General features: G+C 74.4%; 13 protein-coding genes. 7 read left to right on the top strand and 6 right to left on the bottom strand.

The genetic code is table 11. The features are described 5' to 3' along the window. Positions 1-74: 74 nt before the first annotated feature. The 3 genes from ACVW07_RS12020 to ACVW07_RS12010 form a co-directional block, all read right to left on the bottom strand. Positions 75-3,248: an AAA family ATPase gene (locus ACVW07_RS12020; RefSeq protein WP_456819475.1), complete on the bottom strand. Its 3,174-nt coding sequence runs from the start codon at positions 3,246-3,248 to the stop codon at positions 75-77. Next, a complete protein-coding gene (locus ACVW07_RS12015; RefSeq protein ID WP_456819474.1) occupies positions 3,248-4,414 on the bottom strand; it encodes an exonuclease SbcCD subunit D in 1,167 nt (388 codons plus the stop codon). The genes ACVW07_RS12020 and ACVW07_RS12015 overlap by 1 nt, the downstream gene beginning before the upstream one ends. A gap of 123 nt (positions 4,415-4,537) precedes the next feature. Continuing rightward, positions 4,538-4,888, bottom strand: coding sequence for an STAS domain-containing protein (locus ACVW07_RS12010; protein WP_456819473.1), 351 nt, complete (start codon positions 4,886-4,888; stop codon positions 4,538-4,540). Between the two features lie 163 nt (positions 4,889-5,051). On the opposite strand from ACVW07_RS12010, the gene ACVW07_RS12005 reads away from it, so the two are divergent. After that, positions 5,052-5,447, top strand: coding sequence for a PPOX class F420-dependent oxidoreductase (locus tag ACVW07_RS12005; RefSeq protein WP_456819472.1), 396 nt, complete (start codon positions 5,052-5,054; stop codon positions 5,445-5,447). Positions 5,448-5,450: 3 nt separating this feature from the next. Here the strand turns inward: ACVW07_RS12005 and ACVW07_RS12000 are convergent, their stop codons facing one another. Then, positions 5,451-5,948: an aminoacyl-tRNA deacylase gene (locus tag ACVW07_RS12000; RefSeq protein ID WP_456819471.1), complete on the bottom strand. Its 498-nt coding sequence runs from the start codon at positions 5,946-5,948 to the stop codon at positions 5,451-5,453. Positions 5,949-6,064: 116 nt separating this feature from the next. Between ACVW07_RS12000 and ACVW07_RS11995 the strand changes: the two genes are divergently transcribed. The 3 genes from ACVW07_RS11995 to ACVW07_RS11985 all read left to right on the top strand — a co-directional run bounded on the left by ACVW07_RS11995 (position 6,065) and on the right by ACVW07_RS11985 (position 11,482). Beyond that, positions 6,065-6,373, top strand: coding sequence for a hypothetical protein (locus ACVW07_RS11995; RefSeq protein WP_456819470.1), 309 nt, complete (start codon positions 6,065-6,067; stop codon positions 6,371-6,373). Positions 6,374-6,498: 125 nt separating this feature from the next. Then, on the top strand, positions 6,499-11,283 hold the full coding sequence (gene hrpA / locus ACVW07_RS11990; RefSeq protein ID WP_456821073.1) for an ATP-dependent RNA helicase HrpA: 4,785 nt from the start codon (positions 6,499-6,501) through the stop codon (positions 11,281-11,283). Between the two features lie 34 nt (positions 11,284-11,317). Then, positions 11,318-11,482, top strand: a complete 165-nt coding sequence (locus ACVW07_RS11985; RefSeq protein WP_456819469.1) for a hypothetical protein — start codon at positions 11,318-11,320, stop codon at positions 11,480-11,482. A gap of 136 nt (positions 11,483-11,618) precedes the next feature. Here ACVW07_RS11985 and ACVW07_RS11980 read toward each other — a convergent pair whose 3' ends face one another. Further along, a complete protein-coding gene (locus ACVW07_RS11980; protein ID WP_456819468.1) occupies positions 11,619-12,419 on the bottom strand; it encodes an ABC transporter permease in 801 nt (266 codons plus the stop codon). Then, entirely contained in the window at positions 12,419-13,369 is a 951-nt protein-coding gene (locus ACVW07_RS11975; protein ID WP_456819467.1) for an ATP-binding cassette domain-containing protein, read from the bottom strand. Before ACVW07_RS11975 ends, ACVW07_RS11980 begins: the two co-directional genes overlap by 1 nt. A 95-nt stretch (positions 13,370-13,464) precedes the next feature. On the opposite strand from ACVW07_RS11975, the gene ACVW07_RS11970 reads away from it, so the two are divergent. The 3 genes from ACVW07_RS11970 to ACVW07_RS11960 all read left to right on the top strand — a co-directional run bounded on the left by ACVW07_RS11970 (position 13,465) and on the right by ACVW07_RS11960 (position 15,788). Then, positions 13,465-14,892: a TetR/AcrR family transcriptional regulator C-terminal domain-containing protein gene (locus tag ACVW07_RS11970; RefSeq protein ID WP_456819466.1), complete on the top strand. Its 1,428-nt coding sequence runs from the start codon at positions 13,465-13,467 to the stop codon at positions 14,890-14,892. Further along, entirely contained in the window at positions 14,889-15,506 is a 618-nt protein-coding gene (locus ACVW07_RS11965; protein ID WP_456819465.1) for a DNA-3-methyladenine glycosylase I, read from the top strand. Before ACVW07_RS11970 ends, ACVW07_RS11965 begins: the two co-directional genes overlap by 4 nt. Positions 15,507-15,569: 63 nt before the next feature. Beyond that, the gene (locus tag ACVW07_RS11960; RefSeq protein ID WP_456819464.1) at positions 15,570-15,788 is read left to right on the top strand and encodes a hypothetical protein; all 219 of its coding nucleotides are present in this window, start codon (positions 15,570-15,572) and stop codon (positions 15,786-15,788) included. Positions 15,789-15,792: the final 4 nt, after the last annotated feature.

The following is a 15,792-nucleotide window of genomic DNA, read 5'->3' as shown; positions in this document are numbered from 1 at the left end:
TCGCACGGGCCCGGCCGGCACGGGCCCGGCTGGCACCGGCGCGACTGGCCCAGGCGCGCCTGGCACGAGCGTGGTCAGCCGGCACGGACGACGAGGGTGCTCGGACCCTGGGGGGTCGGACGGACCTCGACGCGGTCGGCGATCGACTGCTTGAGCGCCTCGACATGGCTGACGACCCCGACCATCCGGCCGCCCGCGCGGAGCCGCCCGAGCTCGGCGAGCACCTGGTCGAGCGTGTGCGGGTCGAGCGACCCGAAGCCCTCGTCGACGAACAGCGTGCCGAGGTCGACTCCCCCCGCCTCGGCAGTCACGACATCGGCCATGCCGAGCGCGAGACACAGCGACACGTAGAACGTCTCACCGCCGGACAAGGTGCGCGGGTCGCGTGACTGCTCGGTGTGGTGGTCCAGGACCCGCATCGCGAGCCCGGTGTTCCGGGAGCGGACGTCCTCCTTCTCGTCGGACCGTTCGAGCTCGTAGCGGCCGTCGGACATGACGAGCAGCCGGTCGTTCGCGGCCGCGACCACGTCCTCGAACCGCCGCATCAGCACGAACGTGGCGAGCGAGAGCCCCGTGCCGTTGTCCCCGCCCGCCCCCGCCGCGAGCCCGGCCATGCGGGTGACCGGGGCGGCGTCGCGCAGGCGCCGGGCCAGCGTCTCGGCGGTGGACCGCACGGTGGCCCCGGCCCGGTCGGCTGCGGTGGCGCGGTCAGCGGCGAGCGACGCCGCCCGCGCTGCGCCGTCGGCGACGGCCGCGGCGTCGCGCTCGGCCGCACGTGCGCCGTCGAGGTCCACGGTGGCGTGCTCGGTGAGGACCGCGAGCTCGGGTTCGGCCAGGGCCGCCGCGGTCCGGTCGGCCGCCGAGCGGTACGCGGTGACGAGACGGTCGAGGTCGGTGAGCACCTCGGCGGGGACCAGGGCGTCACGGGCGGCGTCAGCCGACGCGAAGCCGGCCTCGGCCAGGCCGGTCACGAGCTCGTCGTGCCGCCGAGCAGCCTCCTCGTCGGCCGCTTCCCGGTCGGCCAGCGCCGTGAGCAGGTCGGCGGTGACCTCGACCCGCTCCTCGAGCGCCGCATGCCGGGCGGCGACCGTGGGATGGTCGGCGCGCGCCGCGATCACCTCCGTCTCGGCAGTGCTGAGCAGTGCGCGCTCGGCGTCGAGCGTCGCCGCCCGCGACGCACGGTCCTGCTCCACGAGCGCCCGGGCGTGCTCGCGGCTCCGGGTCGCCTCGTCGAAGCCGTCCAGCTCCGGTGCAAGGCGCGCCACGGCCGTGACGTGCGCGCGGCACTCGTCCAGGAGCCCGGTGGCCGACGTGACTGCGAGCGTCGCGGACTCCTCGGTCGCAGCAGCCACCTGCGAGGCCAGTCCCGCCATCCGCTCGGTGAGCACGTCCACCTGCGAGCGCGCGGCGCTCAGCGCCGACTCCGCGGCCGCCCTCGCCCGCTCGGCGTCCTCGACCTGCGCCCCCGACACGTGGTCGGCCGACAGCACCGCCTTGTCGGGGTGCTCGACGCCGCCGCACACCGGGCAGGCCTGTCCGCCGGTCAGCGACGCCGCCAGCTCGCCCGCGAGCCCGGCGATCCGCGCCTGCCGCAGGTCCCGCTCGTGCTCGACCGCGAGCGCTGCCACCCGAGCGGCGTCCGTGCGCCCACGCTCCGCGACGGCCAGGGACTTGTGGGCCGCCCCGAGCGCTCGCACGGCGTCCAGCTGGTCCTCGGCGACCCGCAACGCGGCCTCGTGTTCTCCGAGCCGCGCCGCAGCGGCCCGAGCAGCGTCGAGCCGGGCCACGAGCGCCTCACGCTCGGCAGGTCGACCGGCGAGCCACACGTCGTGCGCGGCCAGCTCGGCCGCCAGGTCGTCGAGCTCGTCGAGCCCGGCACGCAGCGCGCGGCGGCGGTCCTCGAGCCCTTCCTCGACCTCGACCACGCGGACCAGCACCGCGGCGTCGGCGACCGCCTGCCTGTGGGCGTCCTGGAGCCGGACACGAAGGCCGGCCACGTCGGGCCACCATCCACGAGACCCGGGCGAGTCGCCCGACCTCGCCGTACCGGACCCCGAGCCGGCCGTACCGGACCCCGACTCTGCGCCCACCAAACGGTCAGCGGGCTCGACCAGGTCCGCAGGTGCGACGTCGAGCGCCGCCGACAGGGCCTTCCGCGCGCCCGCGGCCGCGACCTCGGCCGCATCAGAAGCCACGAGCAGCGGACGGACCGACCTGGCGGCACGACCCGCCGTCAGCCGTGCGACCGCCTCGGCCTGGACGTCCTCCTGCGCCACGAGCGCAGCCCGCTCCGCGCGGAGCCGGTCCCGCCGCTCGAGCAACGCCGCCGTCGCGGTCGCGGTCTCGAGCGCCGTCCGGGCTGTCCGGCGCGCCTGCTCGGCCGCGGCGGCCACCGTCCTGCCGGAGGTGGCGAGGGCCGCCAGGCGCTCCGCGTGACGGCCGACCGCGTGGGCCACGTCGGCCGCGAGCGACTCCGCGGCACGACCCTGTCGCGACGCCTCGTCGACGGCGGCCCGCAGCTCGTCGCCCTCGGTCACGTCGAGCCGGGCCGCGCCGACGAGGTGCGCGACCGCCTCGTCGAGCGACCCGCGCGCGTCCTTGACCGCCTGCGCCGACTGGGCCCGCATCTCTGCCAGCCGCACCTGCAGGCGCTCGTACACCTCGGTGCCGAAGATCTTCTGCAGCAGGACCCGGCGCTCCTTGTCCGGGTCGGACCGCAGGAAGCGCGCGAACTCGCCCTGGGGCAGCACGACGGTCTGCACGAACTGCGTCCGGTCGAGCCCGACGGCCCGCTGGAGCTCGGCACCGACCTCGTCGAGCCGGTTGCCGAGCGGGACACCGACGGCGTCGAGCGCGGCCGGCCCGGCGTGCACGGCGGCGTCGGCGGGCAGCCGCCACGCCTTCACGGTGGCCTGCGCCGTGGTCGTGCCGCTGCCACGCTTCTTGGCGCGCTGGAACGCGGGTGTCCGGCGGACGCGGTACAGCCCCGACGACACCTCGAACACCAGGTCGACGACGCTCTCCACGTGGTCCGGCGCGAAGGCCGACCGCAGGCGGTCGTCGCTCGCGTCGCTGGAGGCGACCTTGCCGTACAGCGCGAAGACGATCGCGTCGATGAGGGTCGACTTGCCGGAGCCGGTCGGCCCCTCGAGCAGGAACAGTCCTGAGGCGCCGAGCTCGTCGAAGTCGATGGTGTGGCTGGCGGCGAACGGCCCGATCGCCTGCAGGGTGAGCGAGCGGATCTGCATCAGGCGCTCCGTTCCACGTCGGCGACCTGCTCGTACGCACGGCGCAGGACGGCGAGCTCGTCGGCCAGGGGCGCCGAGCCGGTGACGTGGTGCACGAAGCCGGCGGCGACGTCCACCGGGTCGTGCGCCGACGTGACCTCGGTGGCGCGGCTCGCCCGCGGCCCACCGTCGGCGGCACGGTGCTGCACCACGAGGGCGTGCGGGAACCGGTGCCGGACCCGGCGCACGAGGTCCTGCGGCCGGTGCGCGTCGGTCACGGTGACGCGGACCCAGTCGTCGACGTGCGCCTCGCCGGGAGCCCCCAGCAGGTCGTCGAGCAGACCCGTTACGTCGGCCAGCCGGCGCGGCACGGGCGCGGGGACGAGCTCCACGGCCACCTCACCGGTCCCGGACAGGTCGACGAGCACGGTCGACTTGGCGTGCTGCTGCTCGGAGAAGGAGTACGCGAGCGGCGACCCGCTGTAGCGCAGCACGGTCCCGTCCGACCCGCCCACGCGCTGCGGCCCGTGCAGGTGCCCGAGCGCCACGTAGTCCACTCCGGCGAACACCCCGGCGGGCACGTGGTCGACGCCGCCCACCCGGATGTCCCGCTCCGACTCGCTCGCGAGCCCCCCGACGACGAAGGCGTGCGCGGCGACGACGGTGCGTGACCCGCCGGGCCGACCGGCCACGTCCGCCCGGATCCGGCGCATCGCCGCAGCCGTGACCGCCTCGTGGGACCGCGCCAGCGGCGGGGCGCCCGCGTCCGCGAGGGACGCCCGCGCGAAGTCCGGGTCGAGGTACGGCACGCCGTAGACGAGGACGTCGCCCTCGTCGTCGGGCAGCACCACCGGCTGGGCGAGGTCCGCGACACACGTCCGCAGGCGCACCCGGTCCCGCATCAGCGCGGACCCGAAGCCCAGGCGGGTCGCCGAGTCGTGGTTGCCCGACGTGACGACGACCGTGGCGTGCTCGGTCAGCCGCGCGAGCACGTCGGAGAGCAGGGTGACGGCCTCGACCGGCGGGATGGCGCGGTCGTAGACGTCCCCGGCGACCACGACGACGCCGACGGACTCGGCGCGCACCACATCGACCAGGTGGTCCAGGTACGCCGCCTGGTGGTCGAGCAGGTCGACCCCGTGCAGCGACCGGCCCAGGTGCCAGTCCGACGTGTGCAGCATCCGCATGCCCCGGACCGTAGCCGAGGGGTCCGACACTCCCCGAGAGGCCGCCCGGCCTGTCCCCGACTCGCCGTTGCCACGCCGGTCCCGAGCGGCTCAGCGGGCCGCCCGGGGTCGCGTCACCAGGGGTCAGTGCGAGGCGGCGGGCTCCGGCTCGTGCGGGAGCTCGCCCGACAGGCCGACCATCTCCAGCACGTCCCTCAGCACGCGCCCGGGGTCGTGCAGGCTGACGGGGATGCCCGCCTCCTGTGCGGCGAGGTGCAGCTGCAGCACGAACGCCAGGCCCGACGAGTCGATGAACGTGGCCTGCGACGAGTCGACGACGACCGGCAGCCCGCTCATGAGCGTCAGGCCCATGGACTGGCTGGCCTCCTCGCGGAGCGCCGCGTCGATCTCTCCCGCCAGGACGACGACCGTCCGGACCTCCTGCGCTTCCACCCGGATGGTCCCGGCGGCTGCAGAATGCTCGATCAGCTCCATAGCTCCTCGGCTCGTGACACCAGCGCGTCCGGTACCTGTTTCACGGAAGCCGGCGCCATGACGGTACCCGTAAGTATCGATCGCGCGACCCGAATCCGCCCGATTCCTCCGATTCCCACAGGATCGGGCGGCGCCTGTGGGTGCTCCCCGCTAGCGTCGGCGCATGGCACGCACCGACCTCCCCGAGAGCCACGCCGACCTGCTGGAGCGGCCGCTGTACGCCCACCTGGCCACGGTCGGCCCGGACGGCGCCCCGCACTCGAGCGTCATGTGGTTCGTCCGGGACGGCGACCTCATCCGGTTCACGCACACGACCACGCGCCAGAAGTACCGCAACGTCCGGGCCGACCCCCGCGTGTCGATCTCGATCCACGACCCGGACAACCCGTACCGGGCGCTCGAGGTGCGCGGGGTCGTCGAGAGCATCGAGCCCGACGACGGCCGCGCCCGGTTCTACCAGAGCCTGATGGAGCGCTACGGCGCTCCTGTCCACGACCCGGAGGACGCCCCCACTCGCGTGATCATCTCCGTGCGACCCACGGGCTACCTCGCCCGCTGACCGTCACTCCGGGTCGGTCACGTCCGCCACCGTCGCGGAGAGCGCCTTCGCCAGGTCCGCCCCCTCGACGGTCGCCGCGACCCCGAACGCACCGGCACCGATCGACACCGGCCTGCCGGGGATGCGCGAGTCGGCGACCACCGGCCACTCCCGCAGGGAGCCGAACGGGGTGATCGTGCCCCGCTCGTACCCGGTGACGTCCTTCGCGGTCGCCGCGTCGGGCATCGACAGCCGGCTCACGCCCAGCAGGGACCGGAGCTTCGGCCACGAGATGGTGCGGTCACCGGGCACGAGCACGAACAGGAAGTCGTCGTCCCCGCGGCGCACCACGATCGTCTTGACGATGCCCGACGGCTCGATGCCGCGCGCCTGCGCCGCCTCGGCGAGCGAGCCGACCCGGCCGTGCCGACTGAGGCGGAAGCCGACGGCTGAGGCCTCGAGGGCCGCGACGGCGCGACGCTCACCGTCGGAAGCGGGCTGGGCGAGGTCGTCGTCGCTCATGGCCGCCACTGTAGGCACGGTGGGCGCGCCCGTCCGGGTGGACTGTGGACGAACGGCCACGCGTCGGTGGCGTTCCTCGCTACGGTCCGACCGTCCACACCATCTCGACCCGACGGGTGCCTGACGTGATCTTCTTCGGCTGGGGGCGCAACGCCAAGCGCCAGGCGCTCTCCGACCAGCACGTGCTGCTGCTGCACTACCAGTACCTGCACGTCTTCTGGCTGTTCCGGATCACGCTGCCGCGCGGCTACAGCCTCGCGACGCTCGGCGAGCACGGCTGGGCGACACGGAGCCTGACGGCCCAGGAGATCGCGCACGGTGGCTACGACGGCCTCACGGTGCACTGGTGGTGGCGCTGGGGACTGCTGATCGGGCTGGCCTGCGTGGCGCTGATCGGCCTCGCGTCCTCCCTGGCAGGCAGCTGACGGTCCGGCGGACACCTGGCAGTGGTCGGCCGGACGCGAAACAGCGCGCGACCTGATCGGGGCACCTGGGAGAATCGGTCGTCGTGACCTCCTCCGCCGCCCCACCCGCCGAACCGTCCGGTCCGGTGGACGGTCGTGCCCGGGGCGCGGGTGCGGGTACCGGTCGCGGTAGCGGGACCAGCGCCGGAAGCGGAGCGGGCGCCGGTGGCCGGACGGGTGCCGGTAGCGGAGCGGACGCCGGAACCGGAGCGGACGCCGGAACCGGAGCGGGTGCCAGTGGCGGGACGGGTGCCGGTAGCGGAGCGGGCGCCGGTGGCCGGACGGGTGCCGGTAGCGAAGCGGACGCCGAGACCGGGACGAGTGCCGGTACCGGGGCAAGGGCGGGTGCCGAGGCGGACGGCGCCCCCGGTGCCCCGCGCCGGCGCGGGCCCGGGCGGCGCGGTCGCGGCGGCCAGGGTTCGCGACGACGCCCTGACGACGGCGCTGCTCCCCGCACCGCGCAGCGTGAGCCCGGCGACCGAGGCACCCGCCGTCAGGCGGACGACCGGACGACCCGGCGCCAGGCCGACGACCGCAGCACCGCCCGCCGCGCTCGGGCCGCCGCGCACCGGGCAGCTGTGGTGCTCCCGCCGATCGTCTACCCCGAGCAGCTCCCGGTCAGCGCCCGGCGCGACGAGATCGCGGCGGCGATCCGCGACCACCAGGTGGTCGTCGTCGCCGGTGAGACGGGCTCCGGCAAGACGACGCAGCTCCCGAAGATCGCCCTCGACCTGGGCCGTGGCCGGGCGGGCCAGATCGGTCACACCCAGCCCCGACGGATCGCCGCCAGGTCGGTGGCGGAGCGGATCGCCGAGGAGATCGGCACGACGCTCGGTGAGCTGGTCGGCTACCAGGTCCGGTTCACGGACGAGTCGAGCGAGAACACGCTCGTCAAGGTCATGACGGACGGCATCCTGCTGGCGCAGATCCAGCGGGACCCGATGCTGTGGTCGTACGACACGCTGATCATCGACGAGGCGCACGAGCGCTCGCTCAACATCGACTTCATCCTCGGCTACCTCACGCGGCTGCTGCCTCGCCGGCCGGACCTCAAGGTCGTCATCACGTCGGCGACGATCGACTCCGCCCGGTTCGCCCGGCACTTCGCCGGCCCGCCCACGGACGAGCACCCGGACGGCGTCCCGGCCCCGGTCGTCGAGGTCACGGGCCGCACCTACCCGGTGGAGGTCCGGTACCGGCCGCTGTCCCCGGACGTCGAGGTCCCCGAGGGCGACGCTCCCCGGCGCACGCGGCAGAAGGCCACCGAGGACCGTGACCTCATGACGGCCCTGACGGAGGCCGTCGACGAGCTCGCCGCCGAGGGTCCGGGCGACATCCTCGTGTTCCTGTCGGGCGAGCGGGAGATCCGCGACGCGGAGGAGGCACTGCGGACGTCGCTCGGCGCGCGCGTGACGGACCCGCGGCACCCCCAGCCCGTCGAGCTCCTCCCCCTGTACAGCCGGCTGTCGGCCGCCGAGCAGCACCGGGTGTTCGAGCGGCACCCCCACCGCCGGGTGGTGCTGTCGACGAACGTCGCGGAGACGTCGCTGACGGTGCCGGGCATCCGGTACGTCATCGACCCGGGCACGGCGCGCATCTCGCGGTACTCGAAGGCGACGAAGGTCCAGCGCCTGCCCATCGAGCCGATCTCGCAGGCGTCCGCGAACCAGCGCTCCGGACGCTGCGGCCGTGTCGCGGACGGGATCGCGATCCGGCTGTACTCGGAGGACGACTTCGCGTCGCGCCCGATGTACACGGAGCCGGAGATCCTCCGCACGTCGCTCGCGTCGGTGATCCTGCAGATGATCGCGGTCGGGGTCGCGGCCTCGCCCGACGACGTCACGAGCTTCCCGTTCGTCGACCCGCCCGACGTCCGCGCGGTCCGGGACGGCGTGCAGCTCCTCACCGAGCTCGCCGCGCTGGAGACCGTCGACGGCACGACCCGCCTGACGGAGACCGGCCGTGCTCTCGCCCAGCTCCCGATGGACCCCCGGCTGGCCCGGATGATCGTCGAGGCCGGGCACCGCGGCGTCGCCCGCGAGGTCATGGTGATCGCCGCGGCGCTGTCGATCCAGGACCCCCGCGAGCGGCCCGCCGAGGAGCGGGACAAGGCGGACCAGCTGCACTCCCGGTTCGCCGACCCGACGTCCGACCTGCTCGCCTACCTCAACCTCTGGATGTACCTGCGCGAGCAGCAGCGGGACCTGTCGGGCAACGCGTTCCGCCGGATGTGCCGGTCCGAGCACCTCAACTACCTGCGCGTCCGCGAGTGGCAGGACGTGGTGACGCAGCTGCGCGAGCTGGCGAAGCCGCTGGGCATCCGGGTCGCGCCGCCGCACCCGAGCATGCCGGCCGAGGGAGCGCCCGAGCCCTCCGACCAGCCCGTCCGCGGCGCCCTGCGCCTGGAGTGGGACGCCGACCGCATCCACGTCGCGGTCCTGTCGGGCCTGCTCTCGCAGATCGGCATGCAGGAGGCCACGGAGGTCGCGGCCCCCGCCCGTGGCCCGGCCCGGGGCGGTGGGAGGACGGACCGGCGGGCCCGCAACGAGTACCTGGGCGCGCGCGGTGCCCGGTTCGCGATCTTCCCGGGATCGGGCCTGGCGAAGCGCCCCCCGGCGTGGATCATGGCGGCCGAGCTCGTGGAGACGTCCCGCCTGTGGGCCCGCGACGCGGCGCGCATCCAGCCCGAGTGGGCCGAGGAGGTGGGCGCCCACCTGGTGAGGCGCACCTACTCGGAGCCGGCGTGGTCGACGAAGCAGGGCGCAGCGGTCGCCTTCGAGAAGGTGCTCCTGTACGGCGTGCCGATCGTGGCCCAGCGTCGCGTGCTGTACGCGAAGGTCGACCCGGAGCACGCCCGCGAGCTGTTCCTGCGGCACGCCCTCGTGCAGGGCGAGTGGACCACGCACCACGCGTTCTTCCACGAGAACCGGCGGCTGCTCGCGGAGGCGGAAGGGCTGGAGGCACGGGCCCGACGACGCGACCTGGTGGTGGACGACGACGTGCTGTTCGCGTTCTACGACGAGCGTGTGCCCGACGACGTGGTCTCCGCCCGGCACTTCGACCAGTGGTGGAAGACGGCCCGACGCACCCATCCTGACCTGCTCACGTTCACGCGTGAGCTCATCGTCGGCGGGGACGCCCACGCGATCGACGAGTCGGCGTTCCCGTCCCAGTGGCTCCAGGGCGACCTGAGCCTGCCGCTGACCTACCAGTTCCAGCCTGGTACGGAAGCGGACGGCGTCACGGTCCACATCCCGCTGACCGCACTGGCGCGGCTCACCCCGGACGGGTTCGGGTGGATGGTCCCGGGCGTGCGCGAGGAGCTGGTCACCGCCACGATCCGTTCCCTTCCCAAGCCCGTGCGCGTCCAGCTCGTGCCCGCCCCGGACGTCGCCCGCGGCGTCGAGGCGTGGCTCGCCGCGCACACCGCGTCCTGGGAGGACACCGTGCGTGCCGGGGATGCGGCACCGTCGTTCCGGGACATGTTCCACCGCGCCGTCCGCGAGTTGCGCGACGTCGACGTGCCCGAGGACGCCTTCGACGACGAGCGGCTCCCCGCCCACCTCCGGATGACGTTCCGGGTGGTCGGCGACCGTGGTGGTGTGGTCGACGAGGGCAAGGACCTGCAGGTGCTGCAGCGCCGGCTCGCCGCCCGCACGCAGGAGGCCGTCGACTCCGCGGTGCGGACGGCCGTCCGGGCGGCGATGGAGGAGGCGCGCGCGGCGGGGACGTCGGCGAGGCCGGCGGCGGGTTCGTCGCCGGTCGGCGCCGGTTCGGCCGGCACCGGCCCGTCCGGCTCAGGGTCGTCGGGTACAGGCCCGTCCGGCACAGACCCGTCCGGCACAGGGTCGTCCGGCACAGGGTCGTCCGGCACAGGATGGTCGGGCACGGGGTCGTCGGGCGCAGGCCCGTCCGGCGTGCGCGCGGGCGCCGACGGCCAGCCCGCCGGCCCTTCGTCGAGCCCGCACCCGGTACCCCTGGTGACCTTGGAGCGCACCGGCCTGCGCGCCTGGCCCGCCGATCTCCCCGACGGCCGCCTCCCCGAGGTTCTCGACGCCGCGCCGCAGGTCCGCGCGTACCCGTCCCTGGTCGACGAGGGCACGTCGGTCGCGGTCCGCGCGCTCGCCGACGAGAGCACCCGCCCGGAGGCGTCCCGCCGTGGCCTGCGCCGCCTGCTCCTGCTGGACGTCGGGCTGCAGCCGGCCCGCATCACGTCCCGCTGGACCGGCACGCAGGCCCTCACCCTCGCAGCGAGCCCGTACCCGAGCACGGACGCGCTGGTCACGGACGTGCAGCTTGCCGCGATCGAGCGCCTGGTCCGCGAGCAGCTCGGCGACCGCACCCCCGCGGACGTCCGCGACACCGACACGTACACGACCCTCCGCGCTGCGGTCCGCGACCGCCTGGAGGACACGGTGCACGCGGTCGTCACCGACCTCGTCGCAGTACTCACCGCCTGGCGCGAGCTCGACGCGGACCTGCGCCGCTCCGCGAGCCTGGCCCTGCTCGCGACGGTCCAGGACCTGCGCGACCAGTCCGTCCGCCTCGTCCACGACGGGTTCGTCTCGGAGGTCGGCGCCGACCGGCTCCCCCATCTGGCCCGCTACCTGCGCGCCGCGCGCGTCCGGCTGGAGAAGGCGTCGGCGAACCCGCAGCGGGACGCCGACCTCGCGTGGCAGGTCCACGACGTCGAACAGCTCGTCGACGACGCCGCGACCGCCGCCCGCCCGGGCACGGACCGGGCGGCGGCCGTCGACGACCTCCGCTGGTTGGTGGAGGAGCTCCGCGTCAGCCTGTTCGCCCAACAGGTCGGCACACCCGTCCCGGTCTCCGCGACCCGCATCCGCAAGGCCCTGGCCGCTCTGCCGTGACCTCGTGTTCAGAGGTGCCTCGGGGCCGTCAACCGTGAACATCGTCGAGGGTGATTCTCCGACCGGCACGCGCGGCACCGCCACCGACGTCCCCGTAGGCCGCCTGTGGCTCGATCGGCCGACCTTCGGGTCCTGGGAGCAGCTCGCCGACCCGGACTACGGCCTGCCCACCGACGCGGACTACGCCGCCCGCCGCTGACGCGTCACACCGGTGACGCCCCCGCTGGCCACCCGGCACGTCGACGCCCACGGGACCACCCGCCGTGCTGCTGTTCCGCTCGCCGGCGTGGGAGCAGAAGAGGGCGGCGGCGGCCGACCGTGCGGGCGCGGGGGCGTCAGGCGGCCCGGCGGAACAGCACTCCGGACGCGACCCGGCTCACCAGGAGGATCCCGACGAGCCAGGCGAGGGCCTGCCACGCCGCGGACCCGACGGGCATCCCGAGCAGCAGCCCCCGCACGGTGTCGGTGACGGGCGTGATCGGGTTGTGCTCGGCGATGGTCGAGAGCGCGGACGGCATGGTGTCGATCGGCACGAACGCGCTGGACAGGTACGGCACGAACAGGATCACGAACGTGAACCCGCTGGCCGCCTCGGGCCCGGACACGACGAGCCCGATGGCGACGCCGACCCAGGTGAGGGCCAGGGCGTACAGGGCGATCATCCCGAGCGCGCCGAGCCACTCCAGGGGCGACGCCTGCGGGCTGAACCCGACGAGGAACGCGACACCGAGCACGAGCGCGGTGGACACCGCGTTGCGGACCATGCTCGCGACGACGTGCCCGGTGAGCACCCCGGTGGCCCGGATCGGCATCGACCGGAATCGGTCCATGATGCCGTTGGTCTTGTCCGTCGCGACCTCGACGGCGGTGTTCGCGGCGGCGTACCCGGCGGTGAGCAGGACGATGCCGGGCACCACGAAGTCGACGTAGTCGCCGCCGGAGTCGATCGCCCCGCCGAACACGTAGACGAACATCAGCAGGAGCATCACCGGCAGCAGCACGGAGATGAACACCGCGTCGACCTGCCGGGTCGAGCGGCGCACGCACCGCCAGATCAGGGCGTAGGTGTCCCGGACGTGCAGGCTGCGCGGCTGCGAGGACAAGAGGAGGTCGGGCGCGAGCGCGGTGGTGGTCATCAGGACTCCCGGGCGGCGGAGGGGGTGGTCGGGTCGGGCGTGGCGGCGCCCGCCGGCACGAGCGCGTCGGCGCCCTCCGGCTCGACGGGCCGCCCGGTGAGGTGGAGGAACACGTCGTCGAGCGTGGGCGAGCGGACCTGCCAGCTCTCCACGTCGACGCCGCGCCGCTCGATGTCGGCGAGGATCCGCCGCACGTCGGGCACGGACCCGTCGGTGGGCAGCAGCTCGGCGGCGCCGGACCGCAGCACGACCTCGACGTGCGCGGACCCGACCGACCGCTTGAGCTCCGCGGCTGTCCCGTCGGCGATGACCCGCCCGTGGTCCATGACGGAGATCCGGTCGGCGAGCTGGTCGGCCTCCTCCAGGTACTGCGTGGTGAGCAGCACCGTCGCACCGTCCGCCACCACGCCGCGGATGACGTCCCACAGGTCGTTGCGGCTGCGCGGGTCCAGCCCGGTGGTCGGCTCGTCGAGGAACACGACCTGTGGGCGGCTCAGCAGGCTGACGGCGAGGTCGAGCCGGCGCCGCATGCCGCCCGAGTAGGTCTTGACCACGCGACGGGCGGCGTCGCCCAGGTCGAACAGGTCGAGCAGCTCGGCGCAGCGGGTGCGGATCTGCCGCGACGGCAGGTGCCCGAGCCGCGCCATGAGGCGAAGGTTCTCCTGACCGGTGAGCAGCTCGTCGACCGCCGCGTACTGGCCGGTGAGGCTGATGGCCGCCCGGACCCGCGCCGGGTCGCGGAGCACGTCGGCGCCGGCGACGTGCGCGGTGCCGGCGTCGGGCCGGAGCAGGGTGGACAGGATGCGGACGGTCGTCGTCTTGCCGGCGCCGTTGGGGCCGAGCAGGGCGAGCACCTCGCCGCGGCCGACGTCGAGGTCGACGCCGTCGAGCACGGTCACGTCGCCGTAGGCCTTGCGCAGGCCGCGGGCGACGACGACGGGAGCGGTCATCTCGGGTCTCCTTCTCGAAGGACAGTTCTGTGTACGACATAAACTGTGTGTGTAAGTCATACACAGTTATAGGATCGGCCGTCAAGGGAGGTCCCGTGGACGAGCAGCAGGATCCGGACGCACGCCGAGAGACCGAGGCGCTGCGCCGCGACCGCGTGAAGGCCGAGCGCGTGGCCCGGCGCGAGGCCGACAGGGCCCGGAAGGACACGGAGAAGGCCGCCCGCGCCGCCGAGCGTGATGAAGCGCGTCGCCGCCAGGACGCCGAGCGGCTCGAGCGCGACCTGGCGAAGGCCGATGACGACATCCAGCGCGAGCGGGCGAAGGCGGAGCAGGACCTCGAGCGTGAGCGGGCGAAGGCCGACCAGGACATGCAGCGCGACCTGGCCAAGGCCGAGCAGGACATCCAGCGCGACCTGGCCAAGGCCGAGCAGGACACCCTGCGTGAGCGTGAGCGTGCCGAGCGGGAGCAGGTCAAGGAGGCCGAGCGCCGCAAGGCCGAGAGGGAGCGGGACGCGCGGGACGCCGCCCGCGAGGCCGGCCGGGCCCTGCGGGAGGCGGAGAAGGCGGCCCGTGCGGCGGCGCTCGCCCAGCAGAGGGCCGCCCGGGAGGCCGAGAACGCCCGCCGGCAGGCGCTGCGCGCGGAGCAGGAAGGCGCGCACGAGGGTGCGCGGGCCGGCGCTGAACCCGCTGCTCCCCTCGACCTCACGAGGCTGCCCGCCGACATCGCCGTCCTGTGGCGCACCCCGGAGCCCGCCCGACGAGGGCCCCGACCCAGCCTCACGCTCGAGCAGATCGCCGACGCCGGCATCGCCCTGGCCGATGCGGAGGGGATCGGTGCCGTGTCGATGGCCCGCCTCGCCGAGTCGCTCGGCTTCACCACGATGTCGCTCTACCGGTACGTCGCCTCGAAGGACGAGGTGCTCGCCCTCATGACCGACCGGGCGGGCGGTCGCGCACCGTCCGTCGGTCCCGAGGTCGGCGGCTGGCGCGCGCGGCTGGAGCTGCTCCTCGGGCTGTCGCAGCCCGTGGTGCGGGCGCACCCGTGGATGGCGCAGACGTCGTCGGTGCTGCACTCTCTCGGGCCGAACCGACTCACCTGGATGGAGGCGATGCTCGCGGCGCTCGACGACGTGCCCCTGTCCGAGGCCGAGAAGCTGCAGGCGGTCGGGGCGCTGTCGGGGCACCTGCTCGAGGAGCTGCGGATCGTCGACGCCCTCACCGAGCGGGCCCGTGAGACCTCGTCCTCCGAGGTCGCGGTGACGGGCGACGTGATCCGCATGCTGGCCGGCGCCGACGAGCACCCGGCGCTGCTGCGGGCCGTCGACGCCGGCGCGTTCGACGTGTCCCCGGTCCCGGCCGACGACGAGACGCTGGGGTTCGGCATGGTGCTGCTGCTCGACGGCATCGAGCGGCTCATCGAGCGGGCGTCGAGCCGTCCACAGGCCACGGCCGAGGGGACGGACGCACCGGGCGACGACGAGACCACCATCGTGTCGGACAGCGCAGGCACACTCGCCTCATGACCACGGACGTCCCGCCGCCTCCGGCCGGCCGCTGCTTCGGCGACGGCAACCCGCTCTACGAGCAGTACCACGACGAGGAGTGGGGCAGGCCGGTCCACGGCGAGCACGCGCTGTTCGAGCGGCTCGTCCTCGAAGGCTTCCAGTCGGGCCTGGCCTGGATCACCGTGCTGCGCAAGCGGCCCGCGTTCCGGGAGGCGTTCGCCGGCTTCGACGCCGAGGTCGTCGCACGGTTCGGGGAGGACGACGTCGCCCGGCTCATGGCGGACGCAGGCATCGTCCGCAACCGCGCGAAGATCGACGCCACCATCGCCAACGCCCGCGCGTTGCGCGCCCTGCACCAGACCGGCCGGACGCTGGACGCGGTGATGTGGTCGCATGCGCCCGACCGGGCCGAGCACGTCCGGCCTGCCACCTGGGTCGAGGTCCCCGCGTCCACGCCCGAGTCGAAGGAGCTCGCCAAGGAGCTCAAGTCGCTCGGCTTCCGCTTCGTCGGGCCCGTCACCGCCTACGCCGCGATGCAGGCGTGCGGGCTGGTCGACGACCACCTGGCCACCTGCCCCGCCGCCGTCGTGGCGGACGGCTGCTCCGTCCGGGCGGCTACTCCCACGGGGTGACGGGTTGGGTGAAGCAATGAGCCGGATGTCCGCAGGTCAGGGCGACAGGACTACAGTCCCCGCATGAGCGAGATGCCCGAACGTGAGGGGCGACTCGACGCCATCCGTGCGGCCGAGGACGCCCTGCGGGTCCCTGCGGACCCCGACCCCCTGATCCTTGCTGCCGTCCGGGAGGGGCTCGACGCCGTGCCGGCCGGGTCCCCGACCTCCTGGTTCGACGTCCCGAGCCAGCGCAACCGCGCCCGTCCGGCAGGCACGCTGCACAACCGCCGGAGCCGCTGAGCCG

The sequence above is a fragment of the Cellulomonas sp. URHB0016 genome (genome assembly GCF_054057935.1).
Note: the sequence above shows the minus strand (reverse complement) of the source record. Positions and strands in the feature narration are given on the sequence as shown.